The 12110-nt window shown below is 70.1% G+C and carries 14 protein-coding genes; 6 read left to right on the forward strand and 8 right to left on the reverse strand.

The window, feature by feature from the left end:
• Together GVN67_RS24655 and GVN67_RS30490 are read left to right on the forward strand one after the other, a co-directional pair.
• On the forward strand, positions 1–414 hold a 414-nt coding region (locus GVN67_RS24655; RefSeq protein WP_159999971.1), incomplete at its 5' end, for a DUF192 domain-containing protein.
• Positions 415–505: 91 nt separating this feature from the next.
• On the forward strand, positions 506–2761 hold the full coding sequence (locus GVN67_RS30490) for a calcium-binding protein (RefSeq protein ID WP_159999972.1): 2256 nt from the start codon (positions 506–508) through the stop codon (positions 2759–2761).
• 39 nt (positions 2762–2800) lie between these two features.
• Here GVN67_RS30490 and GVN67_RS24665 read toward each other — a convergent pair whose 3' ends face one another.
• The gene (locus tag GVN67_RS24665) at positions 2801–3808 is read right to left on the reverse strand and encodes an MBL fold metallo-hydrolase (RefSeq protein WP_159999973.1); all 1008 of its coding nucleotides are present in this window, start codon (positions 3806–3808) and stop codon (positions 2801–2803) included.
• The gene (locus GVN67_RS24670) at positions 3805–4686 is read right to left on the reverse strand and encodes an ATP-binding protein (protein WP_159999974.1); all 882 of its coding nucleotides are present in this window, start codon (positions 4684–4686) and stop codon (positions 3805–3807) included. The genes GVN67_RS24665 and GVN67_RS24670 overlap by 4 nt, the downstream gene beginning before the upstream one ends.
• Before the next feature lie 96 nt (positions 4687–4782).
• On the opposite strand from GVN67_RS24670, the gene yajC reads away from it, so the two are divergent.
• Positions 4783–5130 (forward strand): preprotein translocase subunit YajC, encoded by a 348-nt coding sequence (gene yajC / locus GVN67_RS24675; protein WP_159999975.1) that lies wholly within the window; start codon positions 4783–4785, stop codon positions 5128–5130.
• A gap of 100 nt (positions 5131–5230) precedes the next feature.
• Here yajC and GVN67_RS24680 read toward each other — a convergent pair whose 3' ends face one another.
• The gene (locus tag GVN67_RS24680; RefSeq protein WP_159999976.1) at positions 5231–5869 is read right to left on the reverse strand and encodes a superoxide dismutase; all 639 of its coding nucleotides are present in this window, start codon (positions 5867–5869) and stop codon (positions 5231–5233) included.
• Positions 5870–6030: 161 nt separating this feature from the next.
• On the opposite strand from GVN67_RS24680, the gene GVN67_RS24685 reads away from it, so the two are divergent.
• Together GVN67_RS24685 and GVN67_RS24690 are read left to right on the forward strand one after the other, a co-directional pair.
• Positions 6031–6873: a squalene/phytoene synthase family protein gene (locus GVN67_RS24685; RefSeq protein ID WP_159999977.1), complete on the forward strand. Its 843-nt coding sequence runs from the start codon at positions 6031–6033 to the stop codon at positions 6871–6873.
• A 119-nt stretch (positions 6874–6992) separates the two neighbouring features.
• Positions 6993–7289, forward strand: a complete 297-nt coding sequence (locus GVN67_RS24690) for a glycosyl transferase family 39 (protein WP_159999978.1) — start codon at positions 6993–6995, stop codon at positions 7287–7289.
• A gap of 49 nt (positions 7290–7338) precedes the next feature.
• Here the strand turns inward: GVN67_RS24690 and GVN67_RS24695 are convergent, their stop codons facing one another.
• The gene (locus GVN67_RS24695; RefSeq protein WP_159999979.1) at positions 7339–7815 is read right to left on the reverse strand and encodes an Lrp/AsnC family transcriptional regulator; all 477 of its coding nucleotides are present in this window, start codon (positions 7813–7815) and stop codon (positions 7339–7341) included.
• A 150-nt stretch (positions 7816–7965) separates the two neighbouring features.
• Between GVN67_RS24695 and GVN67_RS24700 the strand changes: the two genes are divergently transcribed.
• Positions 7966–9222: a D-amino acid dehydrogenase gene (locus GVN67_RS24700; protein WP_159999980.1), complete on the forward strand. Its 1257-nt coding sequence runs from the start codon at positions 7966–7968 to the stop codon at positions 9220–9222.
• 254 nt (positions 9223–9476) lie between these two features.
• Here the strand turns inward: GVN67_RS24700 and GVN67_RS24705 are convergent, their stop codons facing one another.
• The 4 genes from GVN67_RS24705 to GVN67_RS24720 all read right to left on the reverse strand — a co-directional run.
• Complete coding sequence (locus GVN67_RS24705; protein ID WP_200845385.1) at positions 9477–10295, reverse strand: MetQ/NlpA family ABC transporter substrate-binding protein; 819 nt, start codon at positions 10293–10295, stop codon at positions 9477–9479.
• 28 nt (positions 10296–10323) lie between these two features.
• Positions 10324–11133 carry a MetQ/NlpA family ABC transporter substrate-binding protein gene (locus GVN67_RS24710; protein ID WP_159999981.1) on the reverse strand — a complete coding sequence of 270 codons (810 nt, stop codon included), beginning with the start codon at positions 11131–11133 and terminating at the stop codon, positions 10324–10326.
• A 33-nt stretch (positions 11134–11166) separates the two neighbouring features.
• Positions 11167–11832 (reverse strand): methionine ABC transporter permease, encoded by a 666-nt coding sequence (locus GVN67_RS24715; RefSeq protein WP_159999982.1) that lies wholly within the window; start codon positions 11830–11832, stop codon positions 11167–11169.
• Between the two features lies 1 nt (position 11833).
• The coding region (locus tag GVN67_RS24720; RefSeq protein ID WP_304621471.1) for an NIL domain-containing protein at positions 11834–12110 on the reverse strand (277 nt) is incomplete at its 5' end.

Raw genomic sequence — 12110 nt, forward strand, 5'->3', positions numbered from 1 at the left:
GCCCAGGACGGGCCCCAGCCCCGCCTGCCGACCGAGCCGCTGACCATCGTCGCCCGCGACGGCACCCGCCATGCCTTCACGGTCGAGATGGCGCTCAGCCCGGACCAGCAGACCGTCGGCCTGATGTTCCGCCCCGCGGTGAAGCCGGACGAGGGCATGCTCTTCGACTGGGGCCAGCCGCGCGAGAGCGCCATGTGGATGCGCAACACCATCACCGCGCTCGACATGGTCTTCATCGCCCAGGACGGCCGCATCCACCGCATCGCCGAGCGCACCGTGCCGCTGAGCCTGGCCACCGTTGAAAGCCGCGGCCCGGTCCGCGCCACGCTGGAGCTGGCGGCGGGCACCGCCGCCCGGCTGAACCTCCGCGTCGGCGACAAGGTCGAGCAGCGCATTTTCGGCACGGCCCGGTAAGTTATTATCAACTTATAGGTTTATCACTTGGTTTTGATCGGGTAAAGGTTTCGCCGAGGGCGCCATTGCGCCCGGCAGGAGCCCTGACCCCATGGTGACGCTGACCGGCACGCTGCTCGCCGACCGCCTGACCGGCACCGCGCTCGCCGACACCCTGGCCGGCGGCGATGGCGACGACATCCTGCAGGGCGGCTCCGGCGATGACCTGCTGGAGGGCGGCGCCGGCAACGACCAGCTCAATGGCGGCGGCGGCGCCGACCGCATGATCGGCGGCGCCGGCGATGATCTCTATCTGGTCGACCATGCTGGCGACGCCGTCGTCGAGGTTCCGGGCGGCGGCATCGACACCGTCCGCGTCACCGGCCTGGCGTCCTACACCCTGGGCGACAATCTCGAGCGGCTGGTGGTCGCCTTCAACGGCGCCTTCGCCGGCACCGGCAATGCGCTGGCCAACCGCCTGACCGGCGGCGCCTTCGCCGACCGGCTGCTGGGCCTGGCCGGCGACGACGTGCTGCTGGGCGGCGGCGGCGACGACATCCTGGAAGGCGGCGAGGGCAACGACATCCTCAGCGGCAATGCCGGCTACGACCGCATGCTCGGCGGCCCCGGCGATGACTTTTTCAACGTCGAGCAGGCTGGGGACGGGGTGGTCGAGCTGCCGAACGAAGGCATCGACACCGTCCGTGTCCTGGGCCTCGCCGCCTATACCCTCGGCGACAACGTCGAAAAGCTGATCTGGGCCGGGACCACCGCCTTCGCCGGCACTGGCAATGCGCTGGCCAACACCATCACCGGCAACAGCGGCGCCGACCGGCTGGCGGGCCTCGGCGGCGACGACCTGCTGCGCGGCGGCGCGGGGGATGACGTGCTGCTCGGTGGCGACGGGCTCGACACCCTGCGCGGCGAGGCCGGCCAGGACCGCCTCGAAGGCGGCGCCGGCGACGACCGCCTCGATGGCGGCCTCGGCAACGACACCCTGCTCGGCGAGGCTGGCGCCGATGTCCTGCTGGGCGGCGACGGCAACGACACCCTCGACGGCGGCATCGGCCACGACCGCCTGCTGGGCGGTGCCGGCAACGACATCCTGCTTGGCGGCGACGGCCATGACAGCCTTGATGGCGGCCTCGGCGCCGACCGGATGGAGGGCGGCGCCGGCAACGACATCTACTACCTGGACCACAAGTCCGATCTGGTGGTCGAGGCCGAGAACGCCGGCATCGACACGGCCCTCGCCATGGGCCTGGCCAGCGCCACCCTCGCGGCCCATGTGGAGAACCTGACCAACCGGGTCGCCATCGCCTTCACCGGCACCGGCAATGCGCTGGCCAACCGCCTGACCGGCAATGCCCTGGTCGACAGGCTGTACGGCGGCGCCGGCAACGACACCCTCTCGGGCCTGGCCGGCGACGACCGGCTGGAGGGCGGCGATGGCGCCGACTACCTGGTCGGCGGCGACGGCAACGACACCCTGATCGGCGGCGCCGATGCCGACAGGCTCTATGGCGGCGCCGGCAACGACCTGCTCGAGGGCGGCGACGGCAACGACTATCTCTACGGCGACACCGGCCGCGACACCCTGCGCGGCGGCGCCGGCAATGACCGCCTCGACGGTGCGGCCGGCGCCGACCTGATGGAAGGCGGCGAGGGCCACGACACCTACCTGATCGACGATATGGCCGACCGCGTCGTCGAGCTCGCCGGCGAAGGCATCGACCTCCTCTCGGTGAAGCTGGTCGCCGCCTACACCATGGCCGCCAACACCGAGACCATGACCTTCACCGGCGCCACCGCTTTCGCCGGTACCGGCAACGACACCGACAACAGCATCACCGGCGGTTCGGGCGACGACACCCTCTCCGGCCGCGGCGGCGATGACCTGCTGCGGGGTGGCGCCGGCAAGGACCGCCTCATCGGCGGCGACGGCCAGGACCGGCTGCTGGGCGAGGGCGGCGACGACTGGCTGCAGGGCGGCGAGTCAGCCGACATCCTCTCCGGCGGCGACGGCAATGACCGGCTCGAAGGCGGGGCAGGGGACGACATCCTGCAGGGCGGCCGCGGCGACGACCTGGCCTATGGCGGCGCGGGCCGCGACACCTTCACCTTCCTGCGCCAGGGCGGCGGGCCCAACCTGCACACCTACCACCTCACCGTCGCCGACTTCGTCTCCGGCGAGGACACCATCCTGCTGCCCCTGCCCGCCAATCGGCAGAAAGAGCTGACCATTACCGAGGACGATAAAGGCACCACCATTACCTGGCCCGATGCCGATGGCGGGGCCTGGATCATCACGGTGCTCGACCACACGGCGGCCGAACTCAAGTTCGGGGTGGATCTGATCTGGAAGTAAGCAAGAACCGGGGGCATTGAATGCCCCCGGACCCCCACGTCAGAAAGGCAGCAGGATCGTCTCGCCCAGCGCCGGCGCGCGGAACGCCTCGTCAGCAATGCCGGCGGCAGCACGCGCGGCAGCCAAAGCCACCACAGGCGCGTCGATGCCCTCCTGCGTCAGCTTGAACGTCCCGAAATGCATCGCCAGGGCACGCTGCACCCGGGCGGCGATGAACGCCTCCACCGCCTCGGCCGGATTGACGTGCACCTTGCTCATGAACCAGCGCGGCTCGTACGCCCCGATCGGCAGCAGGCCCAACGCGAACGGCCCCAGCCGCGCGCCGATTTCAGCGAAGTGACTCCCCGCGGCGGTGTCGCCCGCGAAATAGATCCGCGCCCCGCTGCGCCCCTCCAGCACGAAGCCGCCCCACAGCGCCTGGCCCCGGTCGCCCATGCTGCGCGCCGAGGCATGCTGCGCCGGCACGTAATGCACCGGCAGGCTGCCCGGCAGCATCGCCGGCTGCCACCAGTCCAACTCCAGCACATCGTCCATGCCGTGCTTGGCCAGCAGCGCCGCATTGCCCAGCCCGGTGACGATACGCGGCCGGAACCGCTGCTGCAGCCGCTTCAGCGTCGGAATATCGCAATGGTCATAATGATTGTGGCTGATCAGCACCGCGTCGATCCGCGGCAGCAGGTCGAAGCCCAGCCCCGGCGCCCGCACCCGCTTCGGCCCGGCGAAGCCGAAGGGGCTGCAGCGATCGCTCCAGATCGGGTCGATCAGCAGGTTCGGCCCCCCCGCCACCTGGATCAGGAAGCTGGCATGCCCGAGGAACGTCACCGAGGCATGCCCGGGCGGCGGCGCCATCGGCACCGGCTGCGGCGCGTCGTCGACCCAGGCGGGCCAGGGCGCGCCGCCGCCCTCCCGCATCATCCTCCAGACCGAGCTCAGCGGATGGCCCGCAGCACTTCCGTCCGGATTGAGGAACAGGCGCCCCTGGCGCTGTGCCCCCTTGGGGGGCGTCAGCGCCGGCTGGCGTGGTTGCGGCGCAGCATCATCATTCATCCCGGCATGGCTACGCCGAGCCGCCCCGCCAGGTCCAGGATGAACTGCCAGGCCACCCGCCCCGACCGCCCGCCACGCGTCACCGACCACTCCACCGCGCCGCGATGCAGCTCCTCGGCCGAGACCGGCAGCTTCAGGCTGGCCGCATAGGCCTCGACCATGGCGAAATAGGTGGCCTGGTCGGCATTGTGGAAGCCGATCCACAGCCCGAACCGGTCGCTCAGAGAAACCTTCTCCTCCACCGCCTCGCCGGGATTGATCGCGGTGCTGCGCTCGTTCTCGATCATGTCCCGCGCCATCAGGTGGCGCCGGTTGCTGGTGGCGTAGAACAGCACATTGGCCGGCCGGCCCTCGATGCCGCCGTCGAGCACCGATTTCAGCGCCTTGTAGTCCTGGTCCTCGCGCTCGAAGGACAGGTCGTCGCAGAACACCAGGCTGCGCCGCGGGCTGTCGCGCAGGATGTTCAGCAGGTCGGGCAGCGTCCGGATATCCTCGCGCTGGATTTCGATCAGCGCCAGGCTGCCCGGCACCTCGAGATTCGCGGCGGCGTGGGTCGCTTTCACCAGCGACGACTTGCCCATGCCGCGGGCGCCCCAGAGCATGGCGTTGTTGGCCGGCAGGCCGCGGGCGAAGCGCAGGGTGTTCTCCAGCAGCAGCGCCTTGGCCCGCTCCACCCCCTGCAGCAGGCCGATCTCCACCGCCGCCACCCGTGGCACCGGGGCCAGCCGGGCGGGGATGCCGCCGGGCGCCGCGGGGTGCCAGACGAAGGCGTCGGCGCCCTTCAGATCGGGGCGGGCGGGGGGCGGCGGGGCCAGGCGCTCCAGCGCCGCGGCGATGCGGATCAGGCTGGGCAGCAGCGGGTGGTCGGCGTGTGACAAACTGTTCGCTCCCTTGGGGCCTGACCGCGAAGTGTTGACGGCAGGGGCGGGGAGGCTAGGTTCGCCGGCCAACCCCGGCAAGACGGAAGCCAAACGATGTTCATCTCCCCCGCCTATGCCCAGGACGCCGCCGGCGGCGCGGTCGGCATGGTCATGCAGCTCGCGCCCCTCATCCTGATCTTCGTGGTCTTCTATTTCCTGCTGATCCGCCCCCAGCAGAAGCGTGCCAAGGAGCACCGCAGCATGTTGGGCCAGCTGAAGCGCGGCGACCGCATCATCACCGCCGGCGGCATGATCGGCACGGTGGCGAAGGTGAAGGAGGGCTCGGAGGAGATCGAGATCGACCTGGCGCCGAACAACACCCGCGTCACCGTGGTCCGCAGCACGATCAGCACCCTGGTCCAGCCGCCGTCGACCGCCGCCAACGACGCCAAGCCGGGCTGAATCCCGGCCGCCAGGCAAAAAGAAACCCGGGCGCCGCGAGGCGCCCGGGTTTTTTTGTGCGACCCCCGGGCGCCATCGGCGCCCGGAGGCCGAAAAAAAGTCAGGCGCTCTGGCCGGACTTCAGGCCGCCCGAGCTCAGCAGGCTGTCGACGACTTCCCAATTGACCAGCTTGTTCAGGAAGTTGTCCAGGTAGCCCGGGCGCACGTTGCGGAAGTCGAGGTAGTAGGCGTGCTCCCACACGTCGGCGCCCAGGATCGGCGTGCCTTCGCCGGTCGAGATCGGGTTGGCGCCATTGGCGGTCTTGGTGACCTTCAGCTTGCCGCTGGCATCGACGATCAGCCAGGCCCAGCCGGAGCCGAACTGCGTCACGCCGGCCTGCTTGAAGGCCTCCTTGAACTGCGCCAGGCCGCCGAAATCGGCGTCGATCTTGGCGCCGAGCTGCGCCGGCAGGCTGTCGCCGCCGCCATTCGGCTTCATCACCTGCCAGAACAGCGTGTGGTTCCAATGCTGGCCGGCCTGGTTCAGCACCGGCAGGCCGTCAGCGCCGGCGCGGCCGGCCTCGGCCACGATCTGCTCGAGCGTCTTGCCGGCCAGGCCCTTGCTCTCGACCAGGCCGTTCAGCGCCGTGACATAGGCATTGTGGTGCTTGCCGTGATGCAGCTCCAGCGTCTCCTGGCACATGCCGGAGGCGGCGAGGGCGGAGACATCGTAGGGCAGGGACGGAAGGCTGAAAGCCATGGGGCGTTCTCCCGAAGGGATGTCCGAATCGGACGAGGCTGGCTGATCATCGATGCCGCGACCGCGGCACCCATCGTCCGAACAGCTAGGCGTGCCCCCTGCATGCGTCAAGCAAGCCAGACGCCTGTTGCGCGGCACGGAACTGTGTTCATAACCCTGCAATGGCCGACCCTGCTGCGCTCTCCCCGCTCGCCGAGCTTGCCCGGCGCAACGATCCCGACCGTTTCCTCTGCGCCCTCTTCGCCCCGCCGGCGCAGCGCGAGATTCTTTTTCTGCTGGTCGCCTTCAACCACGAGCTCGCCCGGGCCCGGCAGGCGGCCAGCAACACCATGACCGCGCTGATCCGCCTGCAATGGTGGCGCGACGCGGTCGACGAGGCCGCGACCGACGCGCCGCCGCGCCGGCACGAGGTGGCGACGCCGCTCGCCGCCGCGCTGCGCGAAGGCCGGCTGGACGGCGAGACGCTGCAGGGCATGATCGACGCCCGCGAGGCGGAGATGGAGGAAGACATCCCCAGCCTGCCGGCGCTGCTGGCCTATCTGCGCGGCTCGGCCGGGGGATTTTCCGTCGCCGCCGGCCGCGCGCTGGGGGCGGGGCCCGAGCACCTGGCCGGGCTGCAGGCGCTGGGCGCCGCCTATGGCATGGCCGCCCTGCTGCGCGGCATCCCGTCCCAGGCGATGCAGGGCCGCAGCCTGCTGCCCGCCGACCTGCTGGCCGAGCGCAAGCTGACGCCGTCGGATGCCGCCCGCGACCCGCGCCAGAACGGCACCGCCGAGGTGGTGCGCGCGCTGGCGGCCGAGGGCCAGCGCCTGCTGGCTGAGGGCCGCGCCCGGGCCAAGGGTCTGCCCCGCCCGGCGCTGGCCGCCGCCCTGCCGGCACGGCTGGCGGCGCGCGACCTGGCCCGGCTGGCCTCGACCGCCAACGACCCGGCCCAGCCGCCGCCGCCGCGCGGCCTCGGCGACCGGCTGGCGGTGATCTGGGGGGGGATGGTCGGGCGCGGCTGAATCATCATTTGGAGTGATGGTTACTATCCGTCATAAGCGTTTCCAAATGATCGGTCAGAGGGTCATCTTCCTCTCAGACGGCGGGGCACCCCCGCCACCGAGAGTGAAGGAACCTCACCATGACCCGCATTTCTGCTCTTCCCGCCCTGATGCTCGCCGCCGGCCTGGCCCTGGCCCCGAGCCTCTCCCAGGCCCGCGACCTGCTGGAGAACACCAACAACGCCTCGGCGACCGGCAGCCCCTTCGCCTATTCGATGCAGGTGACCCGCAGCCACGACCAGCGCCTGCCCCTGGTGGTCGGCAATTCCGCCGCGCCGAGCGAGCAGCCCGCCAGCGTCGCCGCCACCACCACCCGCCACGCCCCCCTGCCGCTGATCGTCGGCAACAGCGCCGGCGCCAGCAACATCGGCGGCTAACCTTTCTCGCTGCCCTCAAAAAAGCCGGCCCCTCTCGGGCCGGCTTTTTTCATTCGGCCGCGCCGGACCAGCCCTGGCCGCGCACCACGGTGCGGATGGCGAAAGCCGACTGGATCCGCGCCACGCCCGGCATGCGCGACAGCTGCTCCTTGTGGATGCGCTCGTAATCGGCGGCATCCCGCGCCTCGACCCGCAGCTGGTAATCTGCCGAGCCCGTCATCAGGTAGCATTCGCAGACCTCGGGACAGGCGCGCACCGCCGCCTCGAAGCGGTTGAAGGCGTCCTCCGTCTGCCGCTCCAGCGTGATCTGCACGATCACCGTCGACTTCGCCTGCGGCCCGGCATCCTCGATGATCGCGGTATAGCCGCGGATGATGCCGCTGCCCTCCAGCAGCCGCAGCCGCCGCAGGCAGGCCGAGGCCGACAGCCCGATCGCCTCCGCCAGCGCGGCATTGCTCATCCGCCCGTCGGCGCGCAGCAGTCGCAGCAGTTTCCGGTCCAGGGCATCGAGCGCGGGCGGTTGCATAATCTTCGACTACTTCGCAGATTATTCGAAACGATAACCGTGAATTCGCACCATCTTGCGCCGATCGCAAGCACCTGTCGTTGAATCCAGCCTAGCATCAGCTCTTGCCCCGGGCTCGACGGCCCCCCAGCGGGGCAGAGCGGAGCGGCGATGAAGGTTCTCATTCTCGGTGCCGGCGTGGTCGGCGTCACCTCGGCCTATTACCTGGCCCGCGCCGGGCACGAGGTGGAGGTGGTGGACCGCCAGGCGGCCGCCGGCCTCGAGACCAGCTTCGCCAATGCCGGCCAGGTCTCCTTCGGCTATTCCTCGCCCTGGGCCGCCCCCGGCATCCCGCTCAAGGCCTTCAAGTGGATGTTCCAGAAGCACGCGCCGCTGGTGGTCCGCCCGAAGCTCGACCCGCTGCAGTGGTCTTGGATGCTGCAGATGCTGAAGAACTGCACGGCCGCGGCCTATGAGACCAACAAGTCCCGCATGGTGCGCGTCGCCGACTACAGCCGCAGCGCGCTCGCCGATCTCCGCGCCGAGACCGGCATCGAATACGACCACCGCGAGCGCGGCACGCTGCAGATCTTCCGCACCCAGAAGCAGCTGGACCATGTCGGCGACGACCTGAAGGTCCTCAAGCAGTACGGCGTCCCCTACGAGGTGCTCGACGCCGCCGGCTGCGTCCAGGCCGAGCCGGCCCTCGCCCGGGTGAAGGAGAAATTCGTCGGCGGCCTGCGCCTGCCGCAGGACGAGACCGGCGACGCGCATATCTTCACCCAGCGCCTGGCCGCCATCTGCGAGGGCATGGGCGTCACCTTCCGCTACGGCACCAGGATCGAGCGCCTGGCCCTCGACCAGGGCGACATCCTGGGCGTGGTGACCGACCAGGGCCTGCTGACCGCGGACCGCTACCTCCTGGCCCTCGGCAGCTACTCGCCCCAGCTGCTGGCTCCCCTCCGCCTGAACGTCCCCGTCTACCCGGTGAAGGGCTATTCCATCACCATGCCCGTGGTGGACGCCGGGGCCGCGCCCGTCTCCACCGTGATGGACGAGACCTACAAGATCGCCATCACCCGCCTCGGCGACCGCATCCGCGTCGGCGGCACGGCGGAAATCGCCGGCTTCGACATGCGCCTGCACGACGAGCGCCGCGACACCCTTCTGCACTCCGTGATGGACCTCTACCCCCAGGGCGGCGACCCGGCCCGCGCGCTGTTCTGGTGCGGCCTGCGCCCGATGACGCCCGACGGCACCCCCATCATCGGCCCGACCCGCTACAGCAAGCTGTTCCTCAACACCGGCCACGGCACCCTCGGCTGGACCATGTCCTGCGGCAGCGGCAAGCTCGCGGCTGACTTGGTCACCGGGCAGCGTCCTAACATCCAGTACGAAGATCTGGCGCTGTCGCGCTACGCAGCATGAAGTGAAGTCAGAGGCAGGCGAGGGGAATGAATTCCCCTGGACCCCATCTTTTTTCTGTTCACCGGCTGTGACCAGACCTGCGCCTCAGCGGCACCGACACCCAGGCATCACGGCGGGACGCCATCATAGAAAAACAGCGCGACCTCGAAGGTCGCGCTGCGCATTGGCCGTTTCACGTACCGTCGCCACGTGGACACGGCAGTCTGAAAGAAAGGGGGAATTCATTCCCCCGACCTGCTCAGCTCTTCTCTGAATCAGGCCCCCACGATCACCGACCCCCCAAACGTCTTGTCGCAGAATTCCTTCACCGCCGGGTCGGCATAGGCGCGGGCGAGCTTGGTGGCCCAGGGCTTGGCTTCGTCGCCCTGGCGGGTCACCACCAGCACGGTGTAGGCGCTGTCGGCGCCTTCCACGGCCAGGCCTTCCTTCAGCGGGTTCAGCCCGGCCGGCACCGCGTAGTTGCCGGTGATTGCGGCGGCGTCCACGTCCTGCAGGCTGCGGGCGATGGAGGCCGCTTCCAGCTCGACGATGCGGATGCGCTTCGGGTTCTCGGTGATGTCGGCGATGGTGGCGCGGTAGTCGGCGCCGGGCTTCAGGCTGAACAGCCCGGCCTTGGCCAGCAGCAGCAGCGCGCGGCCGCCGTTCGTCGGGTCGTTCGGGATGGCGACGCGGGCGCCGGCCGGCAGGTCGGCCAGCTTCGTGTATTTCTTGCTGAAGACGCCCATCACCGTCAGCACGGTCTTGCCGACGACGGCGAACTTGTAGCCGCGGGCGGCCTGCTGCGCCTCCAGGAAGGGCAGGTGCTGGTAGGTGTTGACGTCGATCTCGCTGGCGGCCAGCGCCACGTTCGGTTGCACGAAATCGGCGAATTCGGTGATCTTGATGGCGAAGTTGTCGCGCGCCAGCACGTCGCGGACCACTTCCAGCACCTGGCCGTGCACGCCGGCGGTGACGCCGACGCGAAGCGGCCGGGCCGCGGTGCCGAACTCGGCGCCCTGGGCCAGGGCGGGCAGGCGGAGCGCCGGCAGCAGCAGCGCGCCGCCAGCCAGGATCAGGGAGCGTCGGTTCAGCATCGCATCGGTCCTTTGGGTCGGGGGTGGCTCAGAAAGCGGGGATGACGGAGCCCTGGAAGGTGTCCGCCACGAACTTCTTCACGTCGTCATTCTGGTAGGCGGCCAGCAGCCGCTTCACCCAGGGCGCGTCGCGGTTGTCGCGGTGCACGGCGATCAGGTTGGCATAGGGGCTGTCGGCGCTCTCGATGGCGATGGCGTCGCGCACCGGGTTCAGGCCGGCCGGGATGGCGAAGTTGGTGTTGATCGCGGCGGCGTCCACCTCGTCGAGGGTGCGCGGGATCTGCGCCGCTTCCAGCTCGATGATGCGCAGCCGCTTCGGGTTCTCGACGATATCGGCGACGGTGGCGCGGAAATCGGCGCCCGGCGTCAGCTTGAAGGCGCCATTGGCCGCCAGCAGGGCCAGCGCCCGGCCGCCATTGGTCGGGTCGTTCGGCACGGCGACGCGGGCGCCGTTGGCGAGCTCGGCGATGGCCTTCACCCGGCGCGAATACAGGCCCATCGGGAAGATCATTGTCTTGCCGACGGCGACCAGCGGCAGGCCGCGATCCTTCACCGCCTGGTCCAGGAAGGGCTGGTGCTGGTAGCAATTGGCGTCCAGGTCCTTGGCCGCCAGCGCCGCGTTCGGCGTGATATAGTCGGTGAAGGGCACGATCTTCAGGATCAGCCCCTCGCGGGCGGCGATCTTCTCGACATGCTCCAGCACCTGGCTGTGCGGGCCGGCGGTGGCGCCGATCTTCAGCGGCCGCGCGGCGGTGCCGATCTCGGCGCCTTGCGCGAAGGCGGGCAGGGCCGGCAGGGCAAGGCTGGCGCCAAGCAGCGTGCGACGGGTGACGGACATTGGCGTTCTTCCTTTATTCTTGCGGCAGGAAATTCAACGGCGGCGGATGCGGCGGACCAGCCAGTCGCCCAGCGACTGCAGCGCCTGCACGAAGACGATCAGCACCACCACGACGCTGGCCATCACCTCCGGCATGAAGCGCTGGTAGCCGAAGCGGATGCCGAGATCGCCGAGCCCGCCACCGCCCACCGCGCCGGCCATGGCCGAGTAGCCGACCAGGCTGACCAGCGTCACGGTGACGGCGGCGACCAGGCCCGGCATGGCTTCCGGCACCAGCACCTTGACCAGGATCTGCAGCCGGGTGGCGCCCATGGCGCGGGCGGCCTCGATGACGCCGCGATCGACCTCGCGGAAGGCGGTCTCGAACAGGCGGGCGATGAAGGCGGTGGCCGCCAGGGCCAGCGGCACGATCGCCGCCGTGGTGCCGATCGAGGTGCCGGCGACGAGGCGGGTGAAGGGCACGATCGCCACCATCAGGATGATGAAGGGCGTCGAGCGCACGGCATTGACCAGCAGGCCGAGCGGCCGGTTCAGCAGCCCGTTCTGCGACAGCCCGCCGGGGCCGGTGGCGTAGAGCAGCAGCGCCAGCGGCAGGCCGAGGGCGATGGCGATGGCCGCCGCGCCGCCGACCATGGTCAGCGTCTCGACGGCTGCGTCGAGGAACAGCTGCTCCAGCGCCGGGTTGAGCCAGGGGATCATGTCAGTGGCCCTCCACCGCGGCGTCGGGAATCGGCGTCAGCCCCAGGCCGAGCTCGGCGAACCAGGCCAGCGCCGCCTCGATCTGGTCGGGCGCGCCATAGGCGGCCAGCGCCATGATGCCGAAGGGCTCGCCGGCGATCTCGTCGATGCGGCCCGAGATGATGTTCAGGTCCAGCCCGAAGCGGCGCGAGGCCTCGCTGATCACCGAGCGCGTGCTGTTGGGCCCGGCGAACAGCACCTGCAGCAGGCGGCGGGCCTCGCCGGGGCCGGGGGCGTGC

The sequence above is a fragment of the Roseomonas sp. 18066 genome, assembly GCF_902706185.1.
Taxonomy (GTDB): domain Bacteria; phylum Pseudomonadota; class Alphaproteobacteria; order Acetobacterales; family Acetobacteraceae; genus Pseudoroseomonas.

Excerpts from the sequence above, each read along its gene's own strand:
- GVN67_RS30490 (WP_159999972.1), top strand. The coding sequence starts at position 506 with ATGGTGACGCTGACCGGCACGCTGCTCGCCGACCGCCTGACCGGCACC.
- GVN67_RS24665 (WP_159999973.1), bottom strand. The coding sequence starts at position 3,808 with ATGAATGATGATGCTGCGCCGCAACCACGCCAGCCGGCGCTGACGCCC.
- yajC (WP_159999975.1), top strand. The coding sequence starts at position 4,783 with ATGTTCATCTCCCCCGCCTATGCCCAGGACGCCGCCGGCGGCGCGGTC.
- GVN67_RS24680 (WP_159999976.1), bottom strand. The coding sequence starts at position 5,869 with ATGGCTTTCAGCCTTCCGTCCCTGCCCTACGATGTCTCCGCCCTCGCC.
- GVN67_RS24685 (WP_159999977.1), top strand. The coding sequence starts at position 6,031 with ATGGCCGACCCTGCTGCGCTCTCCCCGCTCGCCGAGCTTGCCCGGCGC.
- GVN67_RS24690 (WP_159999978.1), top strand. The coding sequence starts at position 6,993 with ATGACCCGCATTTCTGCTCTTCCCGCCCTGATGCTCGCCGCCGGCCTG.
- GVN67_RS24695 (WP_159999979.1), bottom strand. The coding sequence starts at position 7,815 with ATGCAACCGCCCGCGCTCGATGCCCTGGACCGGAAACTGCTGCGACTG.
- GVN67_RS24700 (WP_159999980.1), top strand. The coding sequence starts at position 7,966 with ATGAAGGTTCTCATTCTCGGTGCCGGCGTGGTCGGCGTCACCTCGGCC.
- GVN67_RS24705 (WP_200845385.1), bottom strand. The coding sequence starts at position 10,295 with ATGCTGAACCGACGCTCCCTGATCCTGGCTGGCGGCGCGCTGCTGCTG.
- GVN67_RS24710 (WP_159999981.1), bottom strand. The coding sequence starts at position 11,133 with ATGTCCGTCACCCGTCGCACGCTGCTTGGCGCCAGCCTTGCCCTGCCG.
- GVN67_RS24715 (WP_159999982.1), bottom strand. The coding sequence starts at position 11,832 with ATGATCCCCTGGCTCAACCCGGCGCTGGAGCAGCTGTTCCTCGACGCA.